Source organism: Streptomyces sp. NPDC002144, from assembly GCF_053593695.1.
In genome coordinates this window covers 16,252-42,194 of the sequence record NZ_JBSFDB010000057.1, presented here as the reverse complement: position 1 = coordinate 42,194, position 25,943 = coordinate 16,252, and the positions used below count along the sequence as shown (strand labels likewise).

The window sequence follows — 25,943 nt, the reverse complement described above, 5'->3', positions numbered from 1 at the left end:
GCGTGCGGGTTTCCGCAAAGGTAGAAAGGCGGGGAAACGACGTGCAGTGCGCCGGCGGCCGGATGGGAGGCCCTGGCGGCCACTCCCGCGACAGGTGAGGCCCTCCTGGCTACGGTGGGAGAGAAACACCACGGTGAGAGGGAACGCGATGCCTGGTGCCTCCACCCCGCCCGCCTCTCCGGGAACGAGTCGCAGCACCTCTGCCACCATCGCGCCGAACATCCTGCGCTACCTCGCCCGGGTCGCCCACGACTACGGCGTCGACCTGCAGCCGCTGCTGACGAAAGCGGGACTGGATCCGACGGTGATGGCATCCACCGCCCTGCGTGTCTCCTACCGCCAGGGCAGCGACGTCATCCGCCACGCCGTGGAACTGACCGGGGACGAGCATCTGGGACTGCGGGTGGGCACGGCGCAGCACCTGACGGCTTGGGGACTGCTCGGCTTCGCCATGATGGCCGCCGACACCCAGCAGGAAGCCATCGAGACAGGGGTGCGCTACCAGAACCTCTCCGGGGCGATGACCGTGTGGTCGGCCCGTTGGGAGGACGTCGGCTACGTGCTGCGCGCGGATCTACCGGACCCCGCGCTCGATCCGATCGTTGCCGCCTTCTTGATCGAGGAGGCGTACTCCAGCGTCGTCACGCTCATCCGTCTCAACCTCGGCGCCTCGTTCGCCCCGCAGGCGATCGACTTCGTCTTCCCCGCCCCGCGCGACAGACGCCCGTACGAGGAACTGTTCCGCTGCCCGGTGCGCTTCGGCGCCACCGGCAACCGCATGCTGTTCTCCACCCGGTGGGCCCATGCACCGATGCCGGGACGGGACCCCATCACCTACGCGTCGGTGCTCGAGGTGCTGGACGTGCAGATGGCTTCGCGGCGTGACCAGCAGGACCTCCTCGAGGTCCTGGAGATCTCCATCGCGCAGAGCCTTCCGGCCGTCCCCTCCTTCCTCGAGCAGGCGCGTCGGCACGCCTCCAGCGAACGCACCCTGCGCCGGCGCCTCGCCGACTGCGGCACCACCTATGAGGCCATCGTCGACGGCGTACGCCGCGAGAGAGCGGAGCAGCTACTGCGCCGCCCGGAGCTCACCCTCCGGGACATCGCCCGGCAGGCCGGCTTCGCCGACGTGAGCGCACTCCGTCGAGCGGTACGCCGGTGGTACGAAGCGACCCCGCTTGAGGTGCGCGCCGAGCTATTGGCGCGGGAAACGCCCACGGACCGGCCGCCGCAGGGGTGACACCACGACCGATGGCAGGTGCGTGCAGGACGGCGAAGCCGCGCCTCGCACGATCACGCTGGCCCACCGGAGAGCACGGCCGACGACACTAGTCTCGTCGGCGGTCTGATCCTGCCTCTCGAGCCAGGCGATGCAGATGGTGACGGGCGACGAGTTCGAGCGTCACCGCCACCGCGATGGACTGCACGGCCATGAGCGCGATCAGGACGAACAGCTGCACAGCCCCGGCCATGACGGGACTGGCCCCGCCCAGGAGCATGCCGACGAATGCTCCGGGGAGCGTGACCAGGCCGACCGTACGGGTCTGGTCGATGCCGGGCAGCAGCGCCTCGGAGGCTGCGGGGCGGGCGATCTCCATCCTGGCGGCCCGGTCCTGGAAGCCCAGGGCCATCGCGGCTTCCACCTCGCCGTGGCGCTGCGTCAACTCGTCCAGTGCGCGCCGTCCGGCCAGTACCGTCACGGTGAGGGCACCGCCGATGAGCTGGCCGGTGATCGGGATCAGCGCTATGCCCTTCAGGGGGACGAGTCGCGTCAGCAGCAGCACAGCAACGACCGGGATCACACCGGCGCCGATGGGAGCGACGGTCAGCCACCACGTGTCGTTGCCGGTGATTCTGCGGCCGGCCGTACGCACCGCCACGGCGGCCATCACGAAGAGAAAGGCCACCAGTCCCAGCACGGACTTGACGGCCCAGGCGATGACCACCGAGACCACGGCGAGCTGAACGGCGGCGCGCAACCCGGCGACGAGGATCTCCCGGGCCCGGCTCTTGTACGGGTGGGGATCGAGATGGAACCGGCCCGCGACCGCCGCCGCCACCAGGAGCAGCACGGCGAGCAAAACTCCCAAGGATATGTTGACCGGTATCAAAGACGCCGCGCTCGAAGTCACGTCCCCACCATAAGGAGCCGCTGTCCGGGCCGGTGTTCGGGCTGAACGCAGAGGTTCGCCGCAAGATCAGCAGGCGCCGGCGTTCACCACGGAAGCGCATCCCACCCGAGCAGCCCACCCGACCCCGCTACCCGCCAAGGGCGGGGCTAGGGTGAACGGGCGTCACCCATAGGAGGTACACATGGCAACGGCAGCAGGGCCAGCCACCCCCGAGTCCGACGTGCTCATCAGCGTTGTCCTCCCGGTCTACGGCGTGGAGGAATTCCTCCGCCCATGCCTCGACGCCATCCTCGCCCAGCCCTTCACCCGCTTCGAGGTCATCGCTGTTGACGACGCCTCCCCCGACGGCTGCCCGGAGATCCTCGACGAGTACGCCCGCCGGGATCCCCGCGTCCGGGTCCTGCACCTTGCGGACAACGGTGGCCTCGGCCAGGCCCGCAACACCGGGTTCGAGCAGGCCCGCGGCACCTACGTGTGGTTCGTCGACAGCGACGACTGGATCGCCGACGGCAGCCTTGCCGCCATTGCCCCCCGGCTTGAGGCGAGTCGACCTGACGTCCTGTTCCTCGACTACGCCCGCGCGCTGCCCGACGGCACGATCGAACCCAACCCGCGTGGGCACCTTCTGCGCGAGCCGACGCCCCCGGACACCTTCGACCTCGCCGCCCGCCCCAGTGTCCTCGAACTCATGATGACCGCCTGGAACAAGGTCATCCGCCGCGACTTCCTCGCCGCCCTCGACGTACGGTTCGGCCCCGGCCTCTACGAGGACCTCCCGGTCACCTATCCCATCCTGCTCGCAGCAGAGCGCATCGCCCTCCTCGACCAGGTCTGCTACTTCTACCGCGAGCGCCGGGCCGGAGCCATAACCACCACGGTCAGCGACCGGCACTTCGACGTCTTCGGCCAGTACGAGAAGATCTTCGCCTTCCTCGACGCACACGGCGACGCCTTCAACGCCTTCCGCATACCGATCTTCGACCGCGCCCTCTGGCACTACACCACCATCATCGACGACCCGTCCCGTGTCCCCCGGGGCCGCCGCCGAGAGTTCTTCCACCGGATGGCCGCGCACTTCATCCGCTACCGGCCCGCCGGATACACCTTCCCGGCCGGCGCCCGTGGCGCCAAGTTCCGCCTCGTCGCCCGTGACGACTACCGCCTCTACACCGCCCTCCGGCCGGTCAACCGCCTGCGCCTGCAGGCCCGTCGGAGCGTCGGCACGACCAAGCGCGCCGCCCGAACCACCGTGCGCCGGGCACGCGCAGTGCCCTCATTCCTCTATTACGAACTGCAGCGCCGCCTCCCCCTCGACGACCACCTCGCGGTCTACGCCGCGTACTGGTACCGCGGCTACTCATGCAATCCCCGCGCCATCTACGAGCGCGCCCGCGAACTCGCCCCGGACATCCACGGGGTGTGGATCGTCCGCGAGGACGCCGTCGCCTCGCTCCCCCCGGGGGTGGACCATGTTGTCGAGGGCTCACGCAGCGCCCTGCGCCACCTCGCCCGCGCCAAGTATCTGGTCAACAACGTCAACTTTCCGCACACCATCGCCAAGCGTCCCGGCTCCGTGCACCTGCAGACCCTGCACGGCACCCCCCTCAAGGTCATGGGCCTGGATCAGCAGCAGTACCCGATCGGCGCCAAGGGCATGAACTTCACCCGGCTGCGCGAGCACTCCGCCCGCTGGGACTACCTCCTCTCCGCCAACCCGCACTCCTCGGACACCTGGCAGCGCGTCTACCCGGGCACGTACGAGCTGCTGGAGTACGGCTACCCCCGTAACGACCGCTACTTCGCCGCCGGTCCCGAGGAGATCGCCGCGATCCGCAAAGGCCTCGGTATCTCCCCGGAGCAGACCGCCGTGCTGTACGCCCCGACCCACCGCGAGTACGCGGACGTCGGCCCGCTCCTCGACCCGGACCGGTTGGCAGCCGCACTGGGGCCCGACCACGTCCTGATGCTGCGCTCCCACTACTACGACGCCGACGGCAAGCAGCCTCAGTCCGGCGGCGGTCGCGTGCTGGACGTGTCGACGCACCCCGTCGTCGAAGACCTGTGCCTGGCGGCCGACGTGCTGGTGACGGACTATTCGTCGATCATGTTCGACTACGCCGATCTGGACAGGCCGATCGTCGTCTACGCCCCCGACTGGCAGACGTACCGCACCACCCGCGGCGTCACGTTCGACCTGATGGAGCAGCCGCCCGGGGCCGTCACGACGACCGAGGAGGAACTGACCCGAGTACTGCGTTCCGGCGAGGCGAACGATGAAAAGGCCCAGCGGGCACGGGCCGCATTCCGCCGCCGCTTTTGCACGTTCGACGACGGGCACGCCGCTGAGCGGGTGGTTCGGCGGGTATTCCTCGGCCAGGACCCGGCGGACCGAAAGGGAGTCCCGCACGTGGATGATCTCGGTGCGTGAGGTGAGGATCCGAGCTGCTCGGCTGGGGCCATCAGTTACTGCCAAGCAGCTCATCAGGACACCGAGTGACAGCCCCTCGACAGGCCCCCTAGCCGGCGGCGCGGCGTAGAAGGGCGTCGAGGGCGCGCTCGAAGGGGGCCAGTGGGTCAGCCTCCGCCGAGCCAAGCAGGCGCGCGCGCAGCTGCGCGCGTTCGGCGGCGAGCGGGTCGGGCGCGCCGCCCGCACGGTCGAGGAAGTCTTCGAGCCCGACGAGGTCCGGGCCGAGGAGGTGACCGGACGCCGCTGCCGGGTAGCGCCCCCGGAACACGTCAGGGTCGAGGCCGGCCGGGTTGGTGACGGCGTACGGCTTGTCCGCCGCCAGGAAGTCCGTGACCACGCCCGACACGTCGGCGATGAGTACGTCCGCGTGGTTGAAGCAGTCGTAGAGGCCAGGGCGAGAGCCGGCCGTGACCCGGTGGCGAGTGTCATCGGCCCAGTACGCGTCCTGCCACGCGGCGAACACCGTGTCCCAGTCGGCGGCGGGCCCGGCAGAGTCCCGTGCGGCCTGCGCCTCGTCGCCGCCGGGCTGCCACAGCGCCTCGAGCTGGGCAGCGAGCCGCTCAAGCCGTGCGTCGTCCTCGCCGACGCCGCCGTTCGCCGCCTTGATCAGCGCGAGGATCTCGTCATGCGCTGCCTTCGCCCGCCGGTCGAGCGTGCCGGTCAGCGGGTGCGGCCGGTACAGCAGCCGAATCCGCGGTTGCCGGGCCAACAGGCTGCGGACAAGCGCCGGACCCATCGTGATCAGCGAGGTTGCCGCGCCCTCGTCGCCGTGAAAGCCCTCCCAGGTGGGTGCGTACAGGACGGTCGGCTGCGGTGCCTCAGCGGTCGTCGTGGCGACGGGCCACAGCGAGGGACGCCCCACCTCGACGATGTCCGCGTCCGCCACCCCGACGCCCGAGCGGGCGTACCGTTCGCGGCCTTCTGGGCCGGCGACCCACACCTCGTCGTAGACCTTGGTGAAGGGGTTGAAGCTGGTGGGCTTGTCGCTGTCGCCGTGCCCGATGTAGACGGAACGGAACTGCGGCATCCGCAGGAGGTGGGTGTTGTTGGCCGCGTTGGCGGCGAACAACGCCACCCGGGCGCTGGGCAACTCGAAGGCGGCCAGGTCCTTGCCGAGCGGCAGGCAGACCACCGGCCGGGTCGTCACGTCGAGCCGGGACAGCATCTCGCGCTCGCGCAGCACGATCACCACCCGGCGGCGCGTCCGCTCCAGAACCGGCAGCCAGCCATTGAGCTGGTACGCGGACTGGAGGTTGCCGGAGAAGTAGACGACCACCTCGGGCTCGTACTCCTGTACCTGCGCGCGGACGGCAGACAGCACGCGCCCTTTGGCTGCGAGATGCCTCGACCGCCACGCGGGGACGGCGAGCAGCACGAGGGCGAGAAGCCCCGCCAGGACGGCGGCTCCGGCGCCGCCGGCGGCCCAGCGCGCGCCGGCCTCCGCGGCGACGGCGGCACCCGCGACCAGCGGCAGGTCGACGAAGGTGAGCGGCCCACGGTGCAGGTCCATCAGCCAGCGCGGCGGAGCATCCGGGATGCGCAGCGCGGAAAGATCCACGTTGCGGGTCACGGCGGGCAGCCGCCGACACCACCACACATACAGCAGCAGCCCCGCGTATCCCAGCCGCAGCGCCTGCACCGCCAGGAAGCCCAGGACGGCGAGGACGAACGCCCCGGACTCACCCTCCCCGGCCCGCGCCAGCAGCACCAGCGCCGAAGCACCGCGCAACGCGGATGCCGCCGCAACGCTCAGGCCCACCCGGGGCAGCGGTTGCATGCGGCCGGTGACCCGTTTCATCGCGCCGGGCTCCGCGACGTAGCCGACAGCGGCGCACACGGCGTAGGCCCAACCACTTGGCACGACCGCCGTCACGAACATCCCGAGCAGCGCGAGCGGCAGCACGGCAACCGCGAGGGGCAGCTTCTTCAAGATCTTAGCGCGCAGGGACATTCGACGGTTCTACCAGTACCGGTCCATCGATGTTCGCGCGGGTGGGGATGGTTTCCCGCGATGCACGCCGAACATCGCAGCACAAGAGGACCTGTCGCGCAAGCCGAGGTCATCGGAGCGACATCGGCCGGGACGAGCGAGCGGCCCTGGACCGTCCCGCACACGTCCCACAATGCTGGGCCCCGCCAGATCCAGGAGTGTGCGTCGGGCCGGATGGTGCCGATGCTGGATGTTGACGGTCGAGACGACGTCGATCCCGGCTGCGAGCAGCTCCTCGCATGGCGTACCTCTTGCCGACGCCGGGTGCCGCGCCGAGGTGGATCCGGTGCTTTCCCCGTGCCATGTCGTCCTTTGGCCGGGATTCGAAGGGTCAGGATTCGAAGCGGTAGCCCAAACCGGGCTCCGTGATCAGATAGCGGGGGTGGGCCGGGTCCGTCTCCAATTTGCGGCGCAGCTGAGCCATGTAGACGCGCAGGTAGTTGGTCTTGTTGCTCTGGGAGACGCCCCAGACCTCCTGCAGGAGGTGCTTCTGCGTGATCAGCCGGCCCGGGTTGGTGACCAGGATCTCCAGCAGGTGCCATTCGGTCGGGGTCAGCCGTACGTCCCGTCCGTCCCGTACGACCTTCTTGGCGACCAGGTCGATGCTGAAGTCCTCGGTCTCGACGAGTGTCGTCTCCGGGACGAGCGGAGTGTCCTCGGTGCGGCGGACGGCGGCCCGTAGCCGGGCGAGGAGCTCGTTCATGTTGAACGGCTTGGTGATGTAGTCGTCAGCGCCGGCGTCCAGTGCGGCGACCTTCTCCTCGGATCCCTGCCGCGCGGACAGGACCAGGACCGGCACCCGGGTCCAGCCGCGCAGGGCCTTGATGACGTCGATGCCGTCCATGTCGGGCAGGCCGAGGTCGAGCATCACCACGTCGGGCTGACGGGCGGCGGCCAGCCGCAGGGCCGTGGCCCCGTCGGGTGCGGAGTCGACGCCGTACTTGCGCGCCTGCAGGTTGATCACGAGGGCCCGCACGAGCTGCGGGTCGTCCTCCACCACCAACACCCTGGTCATGGGTGCGTGCCCTTCTTGTCGTGCGCCGGGCCTGGCGGCACCGGACGCGAGGCAACCGACGCCACGGCAACGGGAGTTGGCGGCTCATGGATGACTCCCGGCCGCCAACTCCCGCGCATGTCGCCCCATCCCATCAATGCTTTGCCAGAAGATCCTTGAGCGCGATGTTGAGTTCGAGGACGTTCACGCGGGGCTCCCCGATGAAGCCGAGCGTGCGTCCCTCGGTGTGGTCCTTGACCAGCTTCTCGACCTGGGCGACCGGCAGGCCGTTCTTCTCGGCGACCCGGTGGACCTGGATCTGCGCGTACTGCGGGGAGATGTCCGGGTCGAGGCCGGAGCCGGAGGAGGTGACCGCGTCGGCGGGCACCTCGGATGCGGTGACCGTGTAGCCGGGCACCGAGTTGTCCTTGACGACGGCCGCCTTGGCCGTCGTCACCTGCTGGATCAGGGCCTTGCTGTCGGCGGAGAGGTTGGTCGCGCCGGACAGCAGCAGCTTGTACCGGGTGTTCACGCTGTTGCTGCCGAGCCCGTTGGCGGGACGGCCCTGGAACCACTTCAGGTCGGGGTCCGGGGTCTGCTGCCCCTTCTTCAGCGGCAGGTTGTACGACTGCCCGATCAGCGAGGAGCCGACGACCTTGCCGTCCGCCTTGACCTCGGAGCCGTTCGCCTTGTCGTGGAACAGCGCCTGGGCCACACCCGTGACGACGAGCGGATAGATGACGCCCGTCACCAGGGTCAGCACGAGAAGGGCCCGCAGGGCCGCCCCGAGCAACCGAGCGGTGTTCGATACGGAGTTGTTCATGCCGGTCAGCCGATCCCGGGGATGAGGGAGATGAGCAGGTCGATGATCTTGATGCCGATGAAGGGCGCGATCAGCCCGCCGATGCCGTAGATCGTCAGGTTGCGCCGCAGCATCTTGTCGGCGCTCACCGGCCGGTACTGCACGCCCTTCAGGGACAGCGGCACCAGCGCGATGATGATCAGCGCGTTGAAGATGACCGCGGACAGGATCGCGGAGTCCGGCGAGGACAGGCCCATGATGTTGAGCTTGTCCAGTCCCGGGTAGACGGCCGCGAACAGCGCCGGGATGATCGCGAAGTACTTGGCGACGTCGTTGGCGATGGAGAACGTCGTCAACGCTCCTCGGGTGATGAGGAGTTGCTTGCCGATCTCGACGATCTCGATGAGCTTGGTCGGGTTGGAATCGAGGTCGACCATGTTGCCGGCCTCCTTGGCGGCCGACGTGCCGGTGTTCATCGCCACGCCGACGTCCGCCTGGGCGAGCGCGGGCGCGTCGTTCGTACCGTCACCGGTCATCGCGACGAGCTTGCCGCCCGCCTGCTCCCGCTTGATCAGGGCCATCTTGTCCTCGGGCGTGGCTTCGGCGAGGAAGTCGTCGACGCCCGCCTCCTCGGCGATCGCCTTGGCGGTCAGCGGGTTGTCGCCGGTGATCATGACGGTCTTGATGCCCATGCGGCGCAGTTCGTCGAACCGCTCGCGCATGCCGTCCTTGACGACGTCCTTCAGATGGATGACGCCCATCACCCGTGCACCCTCACCGTCCTTGACAGCGACCAGCAGCGGAGTGCCGCCCGACTGCGAGATGGCGTTGGAGAGCGTGTCCGCGTCCTCTGCCACGGTGCCGCCTTTTTCCTTCACCCAGGCGATGACCGAACCGGTCGCGCCCTTGCGGATCTTGCGCCCGTCGACGTCCACGCCCGACATGCGGGTCTGGGCGGTGAAGGCGATCCACTCGGCCCCGGCGAGCTCCCCCTGGTGCCGCTCACGCAGCCCGTACCGCTCCTTGGCGAGTACGACGATGGAGCGGCCCTCGGGCGTCTCGTCGGCCAGCGACGACAACTGGGCGGCATCGGCGACCTCGGCCTCGGTGGTGCCCTGGACCGGCACGAACTCGGACGCCTGACGGTTGCCCAGGGTGATGGTGCCGGTCTTGTCGAGCAGCAGGGTGGAGACGTCACCGGCGGCCTCGACCGCACGGCCCGACATGGCGAGGACGTTGCGCTGGACGAGCCGGTCCATGCCCGCGATGCCGATGGCGGAGAGCAGGGCGCCGATCGTGGTCGGGATCAGGCAGACCAGCAGGGCCACCAGCACGACCATCGTCAGATGCGTGCCCGCGTAATCCGCGAAGGGCGGCAGCGTGGCACACGCGAGCAGGAAGACGATCGTCAGCGAGGCCAGCAGGATGTTCAGCGCGATCTCGTTGGGCGTCTTCTGCCGGGCCGCACCCTCGACCAGGTTGATCATCCGGTCGATGAACGTCTCCCCCGGCTTTGTCGTGATCTTGATGACGATGCGGTCGGACAGCACCTTCGTACCGCCGGTGACCGCACTGCGGTCGCCGCCGGACTCCCGGATGACGGGCGCCGACTCACCGGTGATCGCCGACTCGTCGACGGACGCGACGCCCTCGACGACGTCACCGTCGCCGGGGATGATGTCGCCCGCCTCGCACACCACCAGGTCGCAGATGGCCAGGGCGGTGCCCGGGACCTGCTCCTCGGAGGTGCCGTCGCCCAGCAGCCGACGGGCGACGGTGTCGGTCTTGGCCTTGCGCAGGGTGTCGGCCTGCGCCTTGCCGCGGCCTTCGGCGACCGCCTCCGCGAGGTTGGCGAAGATCACGGTCAGCCAGAGCCAGGCGCTGATCGCCCAGCCGAACCAGTCACCGGGGTCCTTGAAGGAGAAGACCGTGGTCAGCACCGAGCCGATCCACACCACGAACATCACGGGCGACTTGACCATCACCCGCGGGTCGAGCTTGCGGCAGGCGTCCGGCAGCGACTTCAGCAGTTGCTTGGGGTCGAAGAGGCCCGCGCCGACACGTCCTTCGGCGGGCTTGTGCCCGGTGGGTACGTCGCTGTGCGGCGCCCGGGTCGGGGTGGCTGTGGACATGGAGTCCTCTGACTTCTCGGTACGGGTGGTCATGACGCCAGCCCCTCGGCCAGCGGGCCCAGCGCCAGCGCCGGGAAGTAGGTCAGACCGGTGATGATCAGGATCGCGCCGACCAGCAGGCCGGTGAACAGCGGCTTCTCGGTACGCAGCGTGCCGGCGGTCACCGGGATCGGCTTCTGCTCGGCGAGCGAGCCGGCCAGCGCCAGCACGAACACCATCGGCAGGAAGCGGCCCAGCAGCATCGCCAGACCGGTCATGGTGTTGTACCAGTCGGTGTTCGCGTTCAGCCCGGCGAAGGCCGAGCCGTTGTTGTTGGAGGCCGAGGTGAAGGCGTACAGCACCTCGGAGAAGCCGTGCGCCCCGGAGTTGAGCATCGAGTGCGGCGGCGTCGACAGGGCCATGGAGGCCGCGGTGAAGACGAGTGCGAGCGCCGGGGTGATCAGGATGTAGCAGGCGGCCAGCTTGATCTCACGCGCACCGATCTTCTTGCCCAGGTACTCCGGCGTACGGCCGACCATCAGACCGGCGATGAACACCGCGATCACGGCCATGATCAGGATGCCGTAGAGGCCGGAGCCGGTACCGCCCGGCGCGATCTCGCCCAGCATCATGCTGAGCAGCGTGATCCCCCCGCCGAGGCCGGTGAAGGAGGAGTGGAAGGAGTCCACGGCGCCGGTGGACGTCAAGGTCGTGGACACCGCGAAGATGGACGAGGAGCCGACGCCGAAGCGGACCTCCTTGCCCTCGTACGCCCCGCCGGCCAGCTCGAGCGCCGGGCCGTGGTGGGCGAACTCGGTCCACATCATCAGCGCGACGAAGCCCAGCCAGATGGTGAACATCGTGGCGAGGATCGCGTAGCCCTGCTTGACGCTGCCGACCATCACACCGAAGGTGCGGGTCAGCGCGAACGGGATCACCAGGAGCAGGAAGATCTCGAAGAGGTTGGTGAAGGGCGTGGGGTTCTCGAAGGGATGGGCGGAGTTGGCGTTGAAGTAACCGCCGCCGTTGGTCCCGAACTCCTTGATGGCCTCCTGCGAGGCCACCGCTCCGCCGTTCCACTGCTGTGAGCCGCCCATGAACTGGCCGACCTCGTGGATGCCGGAGAAGTTCTGGATCGCACCGCACGCCACCAGGACGATCGCGGCGATCGCGGCGCCCGGCACCAGAATGCGGATCGTGCCGCGCACCAGGTCGGCCCAGAAGTTGCCCAGTTCACCCGTGCGGGAGCGGGCGAACCCGCGCACCAGCGCCACGGCGACTGCGATGCCGACGGCCGCGGAGACGAAGTTCTGCACGGCCAGACCGGCGGTCGCCACGACGTGCCCCATGGTCTGCTCGCCGTAGTACGACTGCCAGTTGGTGTTGGTCACGAAGGAGACGGCCGTGTTGAACGACTGCGCCGGGTTGACCGAGGAGAAGTTCAGCGAGCCGGGCAGAATGCCCTGCAGCCGCTGGAGCAGGTAGAGGAAGAGGACACCGACCGCGGAGAACGCGAGAACACCGCGCAGGTACGCGGGCCAGCGCATCTCCGTGTCCGGGTTGGCACCGATGCCCTTGTAGATCCACCTCTCCACACGCCAGTGCTTGTCGGAGGAGTAGACCTTGGCCATGTAGGTGCCGAGGGGGATGTAGGCGAGTGCCAGCGCGCCTATGAGGGCGAGCAGTTGGAGCACGCCCGCGAGTACGGGACCCATGTCTGTCTCAGAACCTCTCCGGGAAGATCAGGGCGAGGACGAGATAGCCCAGCAGGGCGACGGCCACGACCAGGCCGACGATGTTCTCGGCGGTCACAGCTTCGTCACCCCCTTGGCGACGAGGGCCACCAGTGCGAAGGACGCGATCACGGTGACGACGAAGGCCAGATCGGCCATCGCGAGCTCCTGGAGTGAGGTTCGATGAAAGGCGGACGGTTAGAGGAAACCGCCTCCGTGGCCGCATCCGACCACCCGTTGACGGCTCTCTTACGCCGACCCACACGGCTTTGACGGGACTCATACGGCCCGGCCCGTACCGGTGGGCAGGCAGTCGTGACCAGCGGTGACCCGGCTCACAGCAGCCGAACCCGCAGCCGCTCCGCCTCCGCCTCCGGGATGAGCACGGTGACCCGGTGCCGTGACGACGCATGCGGCGGACCGCTCGACACGGACGCCGACGGGCCGGAGGGCGCCGGGGAGGCGGCAACGAACGACCGTGGTGCGCGAAAGGCCGCCGCGGACGGCTCGCTGCTGTGCGGCGCCACAGCCTCGCGGGGCATCTCCCGGCGCGTGGACGGGCCCGAGGTGTCCAGGCCCCCGTCCCACCATCAATTGGTGTGCGGCAGCTTCGCGGGCTCCATGCCGAACGTCTCCCGGGTCCGCTCCAGCAGGGCCGGGATGGTCGCTTCGCCCCGTACGATGCTGCCGGCCAGGGACGACAAGGTCTCCGCCTCGGCCGTCGCGCGGGCGGAGCGGCGCGACAGGCGCAGGGACCGGTCCACGACGGCGGCGACTACCGCAGCCACCAGCGCGAACACCGCCAGGGCCAGCATCGCGTTCGGGTCATCGAGCGTGAAGGCTCCGATGGGCGGGATGAACCAGTAGTTGAGCAGCAAGGACGCCGTCACCGAGGCGATCACCGCCGAGGCGACCCCGCCGATGCAGGCCACGCCCACCACGGCGAGCAGGAACAGCAGGGCCTCGCTCGTCAGGTTCAGCGTTCCGCGCATCTGGGCGAGGAGGAGGGTGAGCAGCACCGGCAGCACCAGCCCGGCCACCGGTCCGGCGATCAGCCGGGCCGTGGACGGGGTGCGCCGGCGCGACGGCAGGAGGGTGCCGCGACCGGCTCGCTCATGGGTGACCCGGTGGACGTCGATGTCGCCGGACAGCTCGGTGACGGTCTCCCCGGTTCCGGGCCCGGTCAGGAACCGGGTCAGCCGACCGCGGCGGCTCGTGCCCAGCACGAGCTGGGCGGCGTTCTCGGCGCGCGCGAACTCGGCGGTTTCCATCGGTGGTTGCGACACCCGAGAGGAGTCGGACCTATGCCTCGAGGTGGAGCCAACAGACTGCCGCTGACGGTGCCCAAGGAGTACTTCGAGCTGCGTAGAGGTGGCCTGAAAGGGGCAGCTGCTGCCCGCCGAGTGGGCGTATCCACCAGTGCGGGCTCGCTGTGGTTCACCAAGGCTGGACGCATGCTCTTGCCCGACAGGCCCATCGACGCCCGATACCTCACCCAGGACGACCGCATCGCGATCGCCGAGGGCCTGCGTGCCGGCCGTACGGCTGCGGTGATCGCCGAGGAAATCGGCAAGCACCGCTCCACCGTCTACCGCGAGATCTCCCGCGGCCGAGGCGGGCCCGAGGGCACCTACAACCCGTGGTGGTCCCACAACCAGGCCATCCTGCGGCGCCGTCGCCCCAAACCGGAGAAGCTCCGTGTCAACGCCGAGCTGCGCGCCTTCATCAACGACAAGCTCGGGCAGCGGTGGTCACCGCAGCAGATCACCCGTCACCTCGCCCGGAAGCGGCCCGGCAAGCCGACGATGAACGCCTGCCCGGAGACGATCTATCGCGCGCTCTACAGCGGACTGCTGGACAAACGCACTGCCCGACTGCGTACCCGCAGGACACGCCGCAAGAAGCAGCGCCGGGGCATACCCTCCAAGAACGCCATCCCGAACATGAGGCCGGTCCACACCCGGCCTCAAGAGGCTGAGGCCCGCCAACGGGCAGGGCACTGGGAGGGCGACCTGATCGTCGGCAAAGGCCAGGGGTCCGCCACGGGACACTGGTCGACCGCGCCACCCGCTACGTGCGACTCATCCATCTGCCCGGCGGTTGGAAGGCTCCACAGGTCCGCGACGCGCTCGTGGAGCAGACCGGCACCTGGCCCGCTTCCCTGCGGCGCACCCTCACCTGGGACCAAGGCCGAGAGCTCTACTACCACGAAGAAATAGAGGACTTGACCGGCTTCCGGATCTACTTCTGCGATCCGCACTCACCCTGGCAGCGTGGCACCAACGAGAACACGAACGGACTGCTGCGGGAGTACTTCCCCAAAGGCACCAGCCTCGCCCACTACACCCTCCGCGACCTCACGCAAGTCGAACAACAGCTAAACGAACGTCCCCGCCACGTCCTCGGAGACCGTACCCCGGCCGAGGCCATGAGACGCTGGTCGACAGACCTGGCCTACCGCTAATTCGCAACGATCAGTGGAAACCGCCCTCCACCAGCGTGGAGGCCACGTCGGCGCCGACCCCAGAGTGGTAGCTGCCCCCCAAATCCTCGACGAGCCTGCGCTGACGGGCGAGCGAGGCGTGCGAGACGCCTGCCGCGAGGCCGTCGCTGCGGGTCACGTGCACAGCGAGCAGATCCCCTCCCGCCGACCGGTCGGCGATTCCTGGCCGCCCGCCGGATCAGGGTGTCGCCCTCCGGGCCGCCGGTCAGGGCGACGACCACCCGCTCACGTGTCTCCCACACCCCGCCGATGCCGTGCTGCCAGCGGTACTCCTGCAGCGCCTCGTCGACCCGGTCGGCGACCCACAGCAGGGCCAACTGCCGCAGCGCGGTGAGGTTTCCGGGCCGGAAGTAGTTGGCGAGGGCGGCGTCGACCTTCTCGGGCGGATAGATGTTGCCGTGCGCCATCCGGCGGCGCAGCCCCTCGGGCGGCATGTCCACCAGTTCGACCTGGTGGGCTCGGCGTACGACCTCATCGGGCAGGGTCTCGTGCTGCGGCACTCCGGTGATCTTCTCGACCACGTCGTTGAGGGATTCCAGGTGCTGGATGTTCAGCGCGGTGATCACGTCGATGCCGGCGTCGAGGAGTGCCTCGATGTCCTGCCGGCGTTTGGCGTTGCGGCCCTCGCCGGGCACGTTGGTGTGCGCGAACTCGTCGACGATCGCCACCTGCGGGCGCCGGGCGAGCAGCGCGGCGAGGTCCATCTCCTCGAACAGTCCGCCGCGGTAGGCGCAGGACGCCCGGGGGATGCTGTGCAGGCCGTCGAGCATCGCCTCGGTGTGCGGGCGCCCGTGGCACTCCGCGAACCCCCCCACCACGTCCGCCCCGCGGGCGGCACGGCGTCGTCCCTCGTCGAGCATGCGGTAGGTCTTGCCGACTCCCGGGGCAGCTCCGAGGTAGACCTTCAGTCGTCCGGGCCGTCCGTCACTCATCGCCGCCGATGCGCTCCGCTCACTGGATCAACTCCCCTGTCCCCCGGGTTCCCTTCTCCCAAGGAAGCCCTTTCGCGGGCCGGCCGGCGCGGTTGTTAGCGCTTCTTTGGCGCCGGACCCGAAGACCTTGACACTGTCTTGACGTGACCTGGCCCGATAGGGTGAAGGCAGGTGTGCCGGGAAGTCTGGTCGGCCGGGAGCCACGGCGGTTTCCCGAAGAGCCCCAGGGGGACGGCATGCGCAGCGTCGGTACGGTTCTCGCCCTCGTGGTCCTGGCCACGGTGGTCGCCACCTTCGCCCGCCGCTGGCGCATCCCCGCGCCCTCCATGCTGGTCGTCGCCGGTCTCGCGGTGGCACTGTTGCCGGGCACCCCGCAGATCGAGATCAGCCCCGAAGTCATCGGCCTGGTGGTACTGCCGCCCCTGCTGTACGCCTCCGCCGAGGAGATGCCCTGGCGCGAGCTGCGGGCGGTGTGGAAGCCGGTCGGGATCCTCGCCATCGGGCTGGTGCTGGCCTCGGCCGCCGCCGTGAGCGCGGTCGCGGTGTGGGTGACGCCGCTGTCCTGGCAGATGGCGTTCGTGCTGGGCGCGGTCCTGGCCAGCACCGATCCGGTGGCGGTCACCGCGCTCGGGCGGCGCCTGTCGCTGCCGCCGAAGGTGCAGGTGCTCGTCCAGGCGGAGAGCCTCTTCAACGACGCGACCTCGCTGGTGCTGGTGCGGGTGGCGGCCGGCATCGCCGTGGCCTCCGCGGCCGCCGACTGGGGCGCGGCAGGGGGCCAGTTCCTCCTGCTCGCGGGCGGTGGCACGCTGATCGGCGGTGCGGTGGCCGGGGTGATCACCCTGATCCGGCGGCGCACCGAGGACCCGGTCCTGGAGACGGTGATCGCCCTGGTCACCCCGTATGCCGCCTACCTGCTGGCGGAGGTCGCGCACACCTCCGGCGTGACCTCGTGCGTGGTCGCCGGGGTCGTCCTCGGCGGCCGGGGCGACCGGCTCACCACCGCCCGTATCCGGCTCCAACTGCACGCGGTGTACGGCACGGTGGTCTTCCTGCTGGAGAGTGTGGTGTTCTCTCTCATCGGCCTGGCGTTGCCGGCGGAGGTGCGGGCCCTGGCTGACGGCGACCATGCCTGGCCTCTGTACGTCCTCGCCGTCGCCGGCACGCTCATCGCCGTACGGCTACTGTGGATCGCCCCGCTGTCCGCGGTCGTCCAACGCAAAGGCGCGGTCGGCCGGATGAACTGGCGGATCCCGGTGGTGCTGACCTGGGCAGGCACCCGGGGCGTGATGCCACTGGCCGCCGCCCTGTCCATCCCGGAGATCGCACAAGACGGCACCCCGCTCGCCGACCGGCCGCTCGTCCTCGTCCTGACCACCTCGGTCGTGGTCGTCACCCTCGTTGTGCAGGGCTTCACCCTCGCCCCGGTCGTCCGCCGCTCCGGCATCGCCCTGGAGCCCGCCCGCACCGAACGCGAGGAGGTCGAGGCCCGCTCCCACCTCGCCCACGCCGGCCTGGCCCGGCTGGAGGAGCTCGCGGAGTTGGAGGCCGTACCCGACATCGTCCTCGACCGGCTGCGCCGGGGTCTGAACGCCCGTCTCGACGACGCGCGCGAGCGCCTGACGGAGCAGAACGGCGCCGTGGTCGCGACCGAGTCCGCCGACCTGGTCTACCGCCAGCTGCGCCGTGACCTGATCGCCGTCGAGACGGTGGAGCTGCAACGGCTGTACGACACCCACCGCATCAGCGACACCACCCGCCGTCGGCTGCAGCGCTCCCTCGACCTGGAGGAGGCCCGGCTGGCGGACGCCTAGCGGAACTCGGCCAGTCTGGGCCGCAGACCGAGGGCGGTGAGGGCGATGGCCAGCAGCAACAGACCGCATCCCCAGGGGAGTTCGGTCCTCACATCGGAGCGTCCGGCCAGCACGGACGCCGTGAAGTGCTGCCGGTTGATGTCCGTCACCTTCTCCAGCGTCGCCATCCAGGCCCCGAAGTGCGCGTTGGAGGTGCCCGGCTCCCAGTCCATGCAGAACTCGACCGCCTCCTTCTCCTTCCCCGCGGCCAGCAGGGCCCGTATCTTCCGGTCGTCGCGCTGGTAGACGGCGTACGCCCGCACCGTCCGCTCCGCTGCGGCCCGCTCGCCGGGGAAGGTGATGTTGTCCAGTTCCCTCCGGAACTCGCCGGTGAACCGCAGGTCGTGGTGATCGGACTCGTACGCCTGCCAGGTAGTGGCGAGGTCGGCGTCATACGACGAGAGACTCGCACCCTTCAGGCCGTACAGCTGCTGCGACTTGGCGAGGAACGACTGTGCGTACCGGTCGCGGCGCTGCGGGTCGAGGAGGTAGCGGCTCTCGTCGGCGTTGGCGTCGTAGGCGATCGCCTGGGCCCGGGACAGGGCCACGACGGAGTCGAAGGCGTCCCGTCGGGCGCCCCGCAGGTTCGCCTCCAAGGAGGTCAGCATCTGGGCGCCGACGATCGCCGAGAGCAGCGCGCACGCCGTGGCGGCGAGGAGGGGCGGGTTCAGGAGGCGCCGGAAGCTTCGGATCAGGTACCACTGCAGGGCCCCAAGGGCGACCAGCAGGAGCAGGCCGAGGGCGACGACGGCGAGGAGTTGGCCGGAGAGGGTGGAGCGAGCCGCCGTGTACTGCGCGTCGAAGGCCCTGTCGTTCGAGGACACCAGCCTGCGCGAGTCGGGCAGCAGCCTGCTCTGCAGCAGGTCGGTGGCCCTGCGGTAGTCCACGAGGGCCGACGGCTTGCCGCCCGGACTCCCGTCGTTCTCCAAGGCGCGTCCGATGAGCTCCTGGTACTCGGCGAAGTCATCGGTCAGGTTCTCGACCGTCTCCTCGTCGGACCTGTCGCCCTGCGCGGCGACGGCGAGGTCCCGCAGATCGTGCCCGATCTCGCGCCGCGCGTCGCCGTAGACGCCGAGCGCCTTCTCGTACGGCGTCCGCAGGCGGCCCTTGCCCGCGTCGCCGTTGGACAGCAGGATGTTGGCGGCCTGGGCGTCCATGTCGTTCAGGGCGAGGTCGAGGTCGGCGGCGCTGATCGTGCGTGGCGCGTCACGGCCGGCCACGCCGTCCCACATACCGTTCGCGGTCAGGCCGGCGACGGTCAGCAGCACCGCCAGGGCGGCGGCGGGCAGGACCGTGGCCGCCCGCCACAGGCGCAGCCGGGCGGGCACGGTGGCCCAGAAGCGGCGGCGCAGAGCGGCCCGCGCGGCCACGGTCCGGCGGGCCGGGCGCGGCACCGGACCGGGATCGCCCGAACCCTCCGGTCCGCTGGGCCCGGAACTGCCGCCGACCGAGGCGATCGCCTCTCGCCCTTGCGGTGTCTCCCCCTCGGTCCTAGGCCCCTGACCCTGCGCTGTGCCGGCCGTGAGAGTCACGGTCCCTCCAACGTCCCACCACGGACGGTCGCCCGTCCCCCCGTCGCCGATGAGTGTGCGACTGGATCCGGCCGCGGGCAGCTGTCATTGACGGGTTCCTGATGACCGCTCAGCCGGGTTTGACGGGACCTTGACGACGCGCACGCCGGACCCGCAGGGCCCATGCCGTGCCGCACCGGGTCGTTCAGCCATCGATCGCGAATGGGTGCAACGGTCCTGCGGGGAAGCCGTCTGCCCTGTCGTCACCGTCCTCATCGGCGACACCCCCACCGGCCGTACCGCCTCGGGCCTCATCGCCCACCTCGTCGGACAGCCGGCCGTCGCTTCGGACGCGGCCCGCTTCCGCCTGCAGGCCATGGGAGGTCCTGTGCGAAGCGGAACCGGGCCGCGACCGCAGGCGAGAGTGCACACCGGCTGGCGTCTGCGTCAGAATCCCGTCAAGATTCGCCCGTACTGCGCTAGGAGCCCGTTAGCGACGGTCGCCGGACCTCATACGGGCGCCTAGCGTCAGCGCCATGCGACGGAGCGGACCGGCGGGCTCGGCCGGCGACCGCCACTGGCGTGGCAGCGCCCGGCTCGCGGTGAGCTGCGCCGTGATCTTCTGCGCCATGAGCCTCCTGGTCGACTGGGACGCGGCAAGCCTGACCCCCCTCCGCGCGCTGCTGTGGGTCACCCTGTCGGCCGCCGTATGCGCGGTACTGCTGCCGCCGCGGATGAGCGCAGGCCGCGGCTGGCTGGCGGTACGCACGCCCTGGCGCAGGCGAGTGATCCATACAGACGCCCTGACAGCCGTACGTCAGTACAACGGCGTCTCCTCCCACCTTGTCCTGCGGGACACCCACGGACACACCCTGGAACTCGACCCGCGGGTCCTCACCGCCAACCCGATGCTCTGGCACGAGCTCGACACGGGTGTCCGCCGCTCACTCGAACACGGAACGCTCCGCCACGGAGCGGACGTCATGCAGCGCCTGGGACATCACATCGACGACGAGACGGTCGAGGCAGTGCTCCGGGCGTCGGGGCTCACCTGACAGCGAAGACAGGTCAGGGTGTCGCCCGGGCGGCACCCTGACCTGTCGGTGTCTCAGCCGTTGGCACCCGCCGGGGTCGTGGTGGTGGTGAAGCCCTCCTTCTTGTTGGCGTTGAGGGCGAACTCGTTGGTGAAGGTCTTGCTCAGGTCCACCGACGAGGTCACGTTTCCGACCAGTTGCTCCGTGGCCAGGGCGGTCTTGGGACCGCCGGCCGGCATGATCCCGTCGGGCAGGAACTGGCCCTTGTCCTCGGTCAGCGCCGTGACGTAGTCGGCCTTGGTGACGAGCTGGTTCTGCACGAACGAGGCGGGCATTTTGTCGGCTATGTCGGCCGCGCTGTGTGTGTTGATCCAGTGCATCGTGGCCACCAGCGCGTCGACGACCCTCTGCGTCGCGTCCTTGTGGGAGTTCACCCAGTCGGTGCGGGCGAGGATGCTCGCGCCCGGGAACGCGCCGCCGAGCGCCGCCTTGGCGCCGGCGGTGGTGGCCAGGTCGATCGCGGAGGTGCCGACGCCCTTCTTCTGGATCGCCGCGACCGTCGGCTGCGTCGTCATGACACAGTCCGCCTTGCCGTTCTCCAGCGCGGCGACGGCGGTGGAGCCCGCGCCGACCGCGAGCCGGTGGAACTGGCTGGCCTTGACGCCCTTCTTCGCCGCCATGAACTGGGTGAGGGTGTCGGTGCCGGAGCCGATGTCGGTGACGCCGAGGGTCTTGCCCTTGAAGTCCGCGGCCGAGGTCACACCGCTCTTCTTGGTGCACATCTCCCGCTCGCCGGGAGCGCCGGACAGCTGGACGACGTCCTCGACCGCCTTGCCCTTGGCCTGGAACTCGATGGTGTGGTTGTACCAGGCGCCGGCCATGTCCACCTGGCCCGAGGCCATGGCCTCCTCGGCGCCGACACCGCCGTTCTGCTCGGTGCTCAGCTCGACCTTGACGCCGTACTTCTTGTAGAAGCCGAGGTTCTCGGCGAGCTGGTACGGGAGGTAGATCTGCTTGTCGATGCCGCCGACCATGATCTTGACGGTCGGGGTGCCGCCGCCGGACCCCGACGAGACGGAACTGCCGGAGCCGCTCGAACACGCGGTGGCGGCGCCGAGGGCGAGAACGGTGATGATCGATGCGGTGAGGGTTCTTTTGAGCATGGCGGGACCTGCGCCTTTCGGGAAAGGGTCGTGCGGGGAAGAGAGGGGAGGAGCGGGAGTCAGAGGGTGTTGGCCTCGGAGGGGGCCGGCGGGCGCCAGGCGAGCAGCCGGTGTTCGAGCTTGCCGATCAGCCACTCCGCACCGAGGACGATCACCGCGATGACGAGCATCGTGGCGAACACGCCGTTGGGGTCGAAGTTGTTCTGCGCGGTCTTGATGACCAGGCCCAGGCCGCTCTGCGCACCCAGCACCTCACCGACCAGGGCGCCGACGATGGCGAAGCCGAAGGCGCTGTGCAGGCTGGCGATGATCCAGGTCAGCGCCGAGGGCACGATGACGTGCCGGGTGATCTGCATCCGCGAGGCGCCGAGCACGCGTACGTTGGCGAGCACGTTGCGGTCGACCTCGCGCACGCCCTGGAAGGCGTTGAAGAAGACGATGAAGAACACCAGCACGGCGGCGAGCAGGATCTTCGGGGTGACTCCGATGCCGAAGGCCACGATGAAGATCGAGCCGAGGACGATGCGCGGGATCGCGTTGACCATCTTGATGTAGGGACCGAGCACGTCGGACAGGTAGCGGCTCTGCCCGAGCGCGACGCCGAAGACGATGCCGGCGAGGGAGCCGACCACGAAGCCGACCAGTGCTTCCTGGATGGTGGTCCAGATGTTGGCGTAGAAGGAGCCGAACTGGGTGCCGTGCTGGAAGAGGTCGATCAGCCGATGCCAGATGCCCGACGGCTGCCCGAAGAAGAACGGGTCGACGATGCCCCAGGTGGTGAACGCCTGCCAGCCGCCGATCACCACGACCGCGAGACCGACCCGGCCAGCCCACACCCGGGCGACCCGGCGCCGCGCTGCGCGCTGCGCGGCGCTCGCGGCGGAGCCCTTGCCGCCATTGGCGACGGAGGCCGGGGAAACGGTGGACGTCGTACTCATTCCCTGCCTCCTGCGGTGAGTGCGTACGCGCGCTCCACCTCTTCCCGCAGCGTGTCCCAGATCTGGTGCTGGAGTTCGATGAAGCGGGGCTGGAAGCGGATCTCCTGGACCGAGCCGCGCGGGCGGGGCAGGTCGATGTCGAAGACCGCCTTGACCGAGCCGGGGCTGGAGGTCATCACGACCACCCGGTCGGCGAGCGCCACCGCTTCGTCCAGGTCGTGGGTGATGAAGATGACGGAGGGGCGGATCTGCTCCCACAGGGTCAACAGCTCGGTCGACATGATCGCCTTGGTCTGGACGTCCAGCGCTCCGAACGGCTCGTCCATGATCAGGATCTTGGGTTCGTTGATCAGCGCCGCGGCCATCGCCACGCGCTTGCGCATGCCACCCGACAGCTGGTGCGGGTAGCGGTCCTCGAACCCGGAGAGGCCGACCCGGCGCAGCCAGTCTCGCGCCGAGGCCTGGGCCCGCTGCTTGGGCACCCCGCGGAAGACGGGGCCCATCAGCACGTTGCCGAGCACGGTCTTCCAGGGCAGCAGGGCGTCGCTCTGGAACATGAAGCTGACGCCGTCGGTGATGCCGTGCACCTCACGGCCACCGACCTTGACGGAGCCCTCGCTGGGCCGGTCGAGACCGGACACCATGCTCAGGGTCGTCGACTTGCCGCAGCCGGTGGGGCCCACCACGGCACAGAACTGGCCCGGTTCCACGGTGAACGACACGCCGTGCAGCGCCGTGAACACCTCACCGGCCGGGGTCAGGAATCGCTTGGTGAGCCCGGAGATCTCGATGCGCGCGCTGTCGTGGCCGGTTTCGCCGGCGGCCGGGCTCGTGGCGACGTCGTTTCGCGAAGCCATGGGCGACTGCCTCCTTTCGTCCTCGAAGGTCGAGGAAGGCAGACGCTAGGTGCGGCCGGTGATTACGTCGCTGTTTCCGAGCTATCTCGCAATAGTTGCGTAAAGCGGGCTTGTGCTCGTTTTGCTCAGTGGACGGAGGGTGGGCAGCGTTCCGGCCATGGGGCACAATCGCGCCACCCGGGCACAGCGAACAGGCCCCCCGGCGCGCGTCACCAACAGGACCCCGGCACTTGTCGCCACCGGAACGAAGAGGCACCAGTGACACCTACACGTTTCCGGACAGGTCGCGGAGGAAAGCGGAGGCTTTCCACGCGGATCCTCGCCAACCAGCTGCTCATCCTCGCCCTCACGGGCCTGATCGGCTTCGTCCTGTTCGCGTTCGCCCAGCGGGCCGAACTCGACCGCTCCTACGAGCAGCGGGCTCTGGCGATCGCCCGGACCACGGCCGCCGAGCCGCAGATCAAGCGGGCCATGGAGTACGGAGGCGGCGGCGATGTGGTGCAGACGGTCGCCGAACGGATCCGCCGGGCGTCCGGGGCGTCGTACGTGGTCGTGATCGATCTGCACGGCATCCGGCACTCGCATCCCCTCCCCGCCCTCATCGGCGAACCCGTGGCCGAACCGGTCGTCGCCAAGGACGGCCGCGCGCACGTCGGCACCGACCAGGGCGCGACGGGGCGGTCCGCCAACGCCAAGGCCCCGCTGTACGGGCCTTCGGGCGCGCTGGCCGGAGAGGTGTCGGTGGGCATGCCGGAACACGACGTGCTCGGGGAACTGTGGCGCGAGCTGCCCACCTTCGGGCTGTACGCCACCATCGCCACGGCGATCGGCGCGGCGGCGGCCTCCCTGCTCGCACGGCGGCTGAAGCGGACCACGTTCGGTCTGGAACTCGAGGAGATCGCCTGTCTGCTGCAGGACCGCGAGGCGATGCTGCACGGCATCCGGGAGGGCGTCGTGGCCTTCGCGCCCGACGGAAGGATCACGGTCGTGAACGACGAGGCCCGACGGCTGCTCGGCCTCGGCACCGGGCTCGGCCACCGGCTGGAGGAGGTGCTGCCCGACGGCCGGCTGCGCCGCGCGCTCGACGGCACGCTCACCGGCACCGACGTCAGTGTCCTCACCGACGACCACTGCCTCGTCGTCAACCGCATGCCGGTCACCCTGCACGGCCGGGAGCTGGGCGCCGTGGTCACAGTACGCGACCGCACCGAACTGATCGGCCTGCTGCGCGAACTGGACTCCGTGCGCGGGCTCACCGACGCCCTGCGGGCCCAGCAGCACGAGTTCACCAATCGGATGCACACCCTGGCCGGCCTGCTGGACATCGGCGAACACGAGTCGGCGTACGAGTACGCCATCGAGACGGCCCGCTCCGGGCAGGCGCTGACCGAGGCGGTACGCCGGCACATCGGAAACCCGCTGTTGGTCGGGCTCATCGTCGCCAAGACCACGGTCGCCGCCGAACGCGGGGTACGTGTCGTCCTCACCGACGACTCGGCGCTCGGCGACGACCCGCCGCACCTGCACCGGCTGCTGACCATCGTGGGCAACCTGCTCGACAACGCCATCGACGCGACGGCCGAGGCGCCGCCCGGCGACGGCGGCCGCCGGATCCGGCTGACGCTGGTCGAGAGCGACGAGCTGATCTTCGTGCGGGTGGCGGACAGCGGTCCCGGCATCGCCCCCGGCACCGCTCAGTCGATCTTCGAGGACGGCTGGTCCACCCGCCCCGAGCGGGGCACCGCGCGCCGCGGCCTGGGGCTGGCCCTGGTGCACCGGCTGGTGCAACGGCACGGCGGCACCATCACGGTCGGCGAAGGCCCGGGCGCGGTGTTCACCGTGGTACTGCCCCGGTCGGACGCCCCGTCGACAACCGAGGCCCCGCAGTTGACGACGGCCCTGACGACGGGAGGTGACCCGCGATGATCCGGACCCTGGTGGTGGACGACGACTTCCGCGTCGGGCAGATCCACAGCGACTACGTCCTCCGGGTGCAGGGCTTCGAAGTGGTCGGCGTCGCGGCCGGCGTGGCCGAGGCTGTGGCCACGGTCCACGCCCTGCGCCCGGACCTGCTGCTGCTCGACATCTTCCTGCCCGACGGCAGCGGACTCGACGTCCTGCGCAGGCTCAGCCAGGACCAGGCAGACAGCCGCCCCGACGCCCTCATGATCACCGCGGACCACGACATCTCCTCGGTCCGCGCCGCGATGAAACTCGGTGCCGTCGGCTACCTGGTCAAACCCTTCGGCGCCGCCGACCTCGCCGAACGCCTCGACGCCTACCGCCAGTTGCACGCCCGCGTCGACGCCCTCAGCCGTACGGCCGCGGCGGACCAGGCCGACGTGGACGCCCTGTTCAGCGCCGCAAGGCCGCCCGCCGTCCCCCGTATCCCGGCCAAGGGCCACTCCGCTCCCACGCTCGGGGCGATCCACCAGGCACTGCGCTCCGCCCGCACCGACCTGTCCGCCGCCGAGGCCGCGGAGGCGACCGGCGTCTCCCGCGCCACGGCCCAGCGGTACCTGTCCTACCTGGTCAAGGAGGGCACGGTCCGCCTGGAACTCCGCTACGGCACCAACGGCCGCCCCGAACACCGCTACCGCATCGCGCGCTGAACCGCGCCGCGGACACCGCATGGGCATGGCAGCCGGCTCGTCGCGCTGCGTATGCCTAGAACGTCCTCTCGTCAGTGCCGCGGTCGCGCGTCGGCTCGGCTTCGCGGAGGCGGGGCGGGGCGGGTGGGAGGAGCGGATGGTCCGCAGGCCGGCTGATCGCCAGGCGGAAGCTTGCGAGGGCCCGGGGCAGGCTGGCGGTGCGGGCGCGCCAGGCGGCCTCAATGAAGGCCGCGACGCGAACGTTGTGTTGTACCTCGCCCAGTCGCCACGGATGCAGAAGGCGCGGGCGGTGTTCGCCTGCCCCGGCGCCAAGC

17 protein-coding genes and 3 pseudogenes are annotated in these 25,943 nt (G+C 69.8%); 7 read left to right on the top strand and 13 right to left on the bottom strand.

Features of this window, described 5'->3' with window-relative positions; genetic code table 11:
• The first annotated feature begins 148 nt into the window (after positions 1-148).
• The gene (locus tag ACWCQ1_RS44360) at positions 149-1,240 is read left to right on the top strand and encodes an AraC family transcriptional regulator (RefSeq protein ID WP_451029153.1); all 1,092 of its coding nucleotides are present in this window, start codon (positions 149-151) and stop codon (positions 1,238-1,240) included.
• Positions 1,241-1,328: 88 nt separating this feature from the next.
• On the opposite strand, the gene ACWCQ1_RS44355 is transcribed toward ACWCQ1_RS44360, so the two are convergent.
• The gene (locus tag ACWCQ1_RS44355) at positions 1,329-2,132 is read right to left on the bottom strand and encodes an ABC transporter permease (protein ID WP_451029152.1); all 804 of its coding nucleotides are present in this window, start codon (positions 2,130-2,132) and stop codon (positions 1,329-1,331) included.
• 181 nt (positions 2,133-2,313) lie between these two features.
• Between ACWCQ1_RS44355 and ACWCQ1_RS44350 the strand changes: the two genes are divergently transcribed.
• Positions 2,314-4,560: a bifunctional glycosyltransferase/CDP-glycerol:glycerophosphate glycerophosphotransferase gene (locus ACWCQ1_RS44350; protein WP_451029151.1), complete on the top strand. Its 2,247-nt coding sequence runs from the start codon at positions 2,314-2,316 to the stop codon at positions 4,558-4,560.
• Between the two features lie 88 nt (positions 4,561-4,648).
• On the opposite strand, the gene ACWCQ1_RS44345 is transcribed toward ACWCQ1_RS44350, so the two are convergent.
• The 7 genes and pseudogenes from ACWCQ1_RS44345 to ACWCQ1_RS44315 all read right to left on the bottom strand — a co-directional run.
• Positions 4,649-6,550, bottom strand: coding sequence for a hypothetical protein (locus ACWCQ1_RS44345; RefSeq protein ID WP_451029150.1), 1,902 nt, complete (start codon positions 6,548-6,550; stop codon positions 4,649-4,651).
• 370 nt (positions 6,551-6,920) lie between these two features.
• Positions 6,921-7,604: a response regulator gene (locus ACWCQ1_RS44340; protein WP_133042388.1), complete on the bottom strand. Its 684-nt coding sequence runs from the start codon at positions 7,602-7,604 to the stop codon at positions 6,921-6,923.
• A gap of 133 nt (positions 7,605-7,737) precedes the next feature.
• On the bottom strand, positions 7,738-8,406 hold the full coding sequence (locus tag ACWCQ1_RS44335) for a potassium-transporting ATPase subunit C (protein WP_358599598.1): 669 nt from the start codon (positions 8,404-8,406) through the stop codon (positions 7,738-7,740).
• Between the two features lie 5 nt (positions 8,407-8,411).
• Complete coding sequence (gene kdpB, locus ACWCQ1_RS44330; protein WP_451029149.1) at positions 8,412-10,550, bottom strand: potassium-transporting ATPase subunit KdpB; 2,139 nt, start codon at positions 10,548-10,550, stop codon at positions 8,412-8,414.
• On the bottom strand, positions 10,547-12,211 hold the full coding sequence (gene kdpA / locus ACWCQ1_RS44325; protein WP_451029148.1) for a potassium-transporting ATPase subunit KdpA: 1,665 nt from the start codon (positions 12,209-12,211) through the stop codon (positions 10,547-10,549). The genes kdpB and kdpA overlap by 4 nt, the downstream gene beginning before the upstream one ends.
• A gap of 7 nt (positions 12,212-12,218) precedes the next feature.
• Positions 12,219-12,308, bottom strand: a complete 90-nt coding sequence (gene kdpF, locus ACWCQ1_RS44320; RefSeq protein ID WP_016434100.1) for a K(+)-transporting ATPase subunit F — start codon at positions 12,306-12,308, stop codon at positions 12,219-12,221.
• A gap of 526 nt (positions 12,309-12,834) precedes the next feature.
• A pseudogene (locus tag ACWCQ1_RS44315) lies at positions 12,835-13,488 on the bottom strand (DUF4118 domain-containing protein); the annotation flags it as partial.
• 45 nt (positions 13,489-13,533) lie between these two features.
• Between ACWCQ1_RS44315 and ACWCQ1_RS44310 the strand changes: the two are divergent.
• Positions 13,534-14,693 (top strand): annotated as a pseudogene (locus ACWCQ1_RS44310) (IS30 family transposase).
• A 25-nt stretch (positions 14,694-14,718) separates the two neighbouring features.
• Here the strand turns inward: ACWCQ1_RS44310 and ACWCQ1_RS44305 are convergent.
• Positions 14,719-15,664: pseudogene (locus tag ACWCQ1_RS44305) on the bottom strand (histidine kinase); the annotation flags it as partial.
• Positions 15,665-15,900: 236 nt separating this feature from the next.
• Here ACWCQ1_RS44305 and ACWCQ1_RS44300 point away from each other — a divergent pair.
• Positions 15,901-17,475, top strand: a complete 1,575-nt coding sequence (locus ACWCQ1_RS44300) for a Na+/H+ antiporter (protein ID WP_358599585.1) — start codon at positions 15,901-15,903, stop codon at positions 17,473-17,475.
• Here the strand turns inward: ACWCQ1_RS44300 and ACWCQ1_RS44295 are convergent.
• Positions 17,472-18,908, bottom strand: a complete 1,437-nt coding sequence (locus ACWCQ1_RS44295; RefSeq protein WP_358599582.1) for a hypothetical protein — start codon at positions 18,906-18,908, stop codon at positions 17,472-17,474. The genes ACWCQ1_RS44300 and ACWCQ1_RS44295 overlap by 4 nt on opposite strands.
• Positions 18,909-19,561: 653 nt before the next feature.
• Here ACWCQ1_RS44295 and ACWCQ1_RS44290 point away from each other — a divergent pair.
• Positions 19,562-20,080: a hypothetical protein gene (locus ACWCQ1_RS44290; protein ID WP_358599579.1), complete on the top strand. Its 519-nt coding sequence runs from the start codon at positions 19,562-19,564 to the stop codon at positions 20,078-20,080.
• Between the two features lie 53 nt (positions 20,081-20,133).
• Here ACWCQ1_RS44290 and ACWCQ1_RS44285 read toward each other — a convergent pair whose 3' ends face one another.
• The 3 genes from ACWCQ1_RS44285 to ACWCQ1_RS44275 are packed head-to-tail and all read right to left on the bottom strand — an operon-like array spanning position 20,134 to position 23,017.
• Complete coding sequence (locus ACWCQ1_RS44285) at positions 20,134-21,222, bottom strand: ABC transporter substrate-binding protein (RefSeq protein WP_358599576.1); 1,089 nt, start codon at positions 21,220-21,222, stop codon at positions 20,134-20,136.
• Positions 21,223-21,281: 59 nt separating this feature from the next.
• The gene (locus ACWCQ1_RS44280; protein WP_358599573.1) at positions 21,282-22,160 is read right to left on the bottom strand and encodes an ABC transporter permease; all 879 of its coding nucleotides are present in this window, start codon (positions 22,158-22,160) and stop codon (positions 21,282-21,284) included.
• Complete coding sequence (locus ACWCQ1_RS44275) at positions 22,157-23,017, bottom strand: ABC transporter ATP-binding protein (RefSeq protein ID WP_358599570.1); 861 nt, start codon at positions 23,015-23,017, stop codon at positions 22,157-22,159. The genes ACWCQ1_RS44280 and ACWCQ1_RS44275 overlap by 4 nt, the downstream gene beginning before the upstream one ends.
• 258 nt (positions 23,018-23,275) lie before the next feature.
• Between ACWCQ1_RS44275 and ACWCQ1_RS44270 the strand changes: the two genes are divergently transcribed.
• Positions 23,276-24,943, top strand: a complete 1,668-nt coding sequence (locus ACWCQ1_RS44270; RefSeq protein WP_358599567.1) for a sensor histidine kinase — start codon at positions 23,276-23,278, stop codon at positions 24,941-24,943.
• Positions 24,940-25,629 carry a response regulator gene (locus tag ACWCQ1_RS44265; RefSeq protein ID WP_133042399.1) on the top strand — a complete coding sequence of 230 codons (690 nt, stop codon included), beginning with the start codon at positions 24,940-24,942 and terminating at the stop codon, positions 25,627-25,629. The genes ACWCQ1_RS44270 and ACWCQ1_RS44265 overlap by 4 nt, the downstream gene beginning before the upstream one ends.
• The last annotated feature ends 314 nt before the right edge of the window (positions 25,630-25,943 follow it).

Excerpts from the sequence above, each read along its gene's own strand:
- ACWCQ1_RS44360 (WP_451029153.1), top strand. The coding sequence starts at position 149 with ATGCCTGGTGCCTCCACCCCGCCCGCCTCTCCGGGAACGAGTCGCAGC.
- ACWCQ1_RS44350 (WP_451029151.1), top strand. The coding sequence starts at position 2,314 with ATGGCAACGGCAGCAGGGCCAGCCACCCCCGAGTCCGACGTGCTCATC.
- ACWCQ1_RS44345 (WP_451029150.1), bottom strand. The coding sequence starts at position 6,550 with ATGTCCCTGCGCGCTAAGATCTTGAAGAAGCTGCCCCTCGCGGTTGCC.
- ACWCQ1_RS44340 (WP_133042388.1), bottom strand. The coding sequence starts at position 7,604 with ATGACCAGGGTGTTGGTGGTGGAGGACGACCCGCAGCTCGTGCGGGCC.
- ACWCQ1_RS44335 (WP_358599598.1), bottom strand. The coding sequence starts at position 8,406 with ATGAACAACTCCGTATCGAACACCGCTCGGTTGCTCGGGGCGGCCCTG.
- kdpB (WP_451029149.1), bottom strand. The coding sequence starts at position 10,550 with ATGACCACCCGTACCGAGAAGTCAGAGGACTCCATGTCCACAGCCACC.
- kdpA (WP_451029148.1), bottom strand. The coding sequence starts at position 12,211 with ATGGGTCCCGTACTCGCGGGCGTGCTCCAACTGCTCGCCCTCATAGGC.
- ACWCQ1_RS44300 (WP_358599585.1), top strand. The coding sequence starts at position 15,901 with ATGCGCAGCGTCGGTACGGTTCTCGCCCTCGTGGTCCTGGCCACGGTG.
- ACWCQ1_RS44290 (WP_358599579.1), top strand. The coding sequence starts at position 19,562 with ATGCGACGGAGCGGACCGGCGGGCTCGGCCGGCGACCGCCACTGGCGT.
- ACWCQ1_RS44285 (WP_358599576.1), bottom strand. The coding sequence starts at position 21,222 with ATGCTCAAAAGAACCCTCACCGCATCGATCATCACCGTTCTCGCCCTC.
- ACWCQ1_RS44280 (WP_358599573.1), bottom strand. The coding sequence starts at position 22,160 with ATGAGTACGACGTCCACCGTTTCCCCGGCCTCCGTCGCCAATGGCGGC.
- ACWCQ1_RS44275 (WP_358599570.1), bottom strand. The coding sequence starts at position 23,017 with ATGGCTTCGCGAAACGACGTCGCCACGAGCCCGGCCGCCGGCGAAACC.
- ACWCQ1_RS44265 (WP_133042399.1), top strand. The coding sequence starts at position 24,940 with ATGATCCGGACCCTGGTGGTGGACGACGACTTCCGCGTCGGGCAGATC.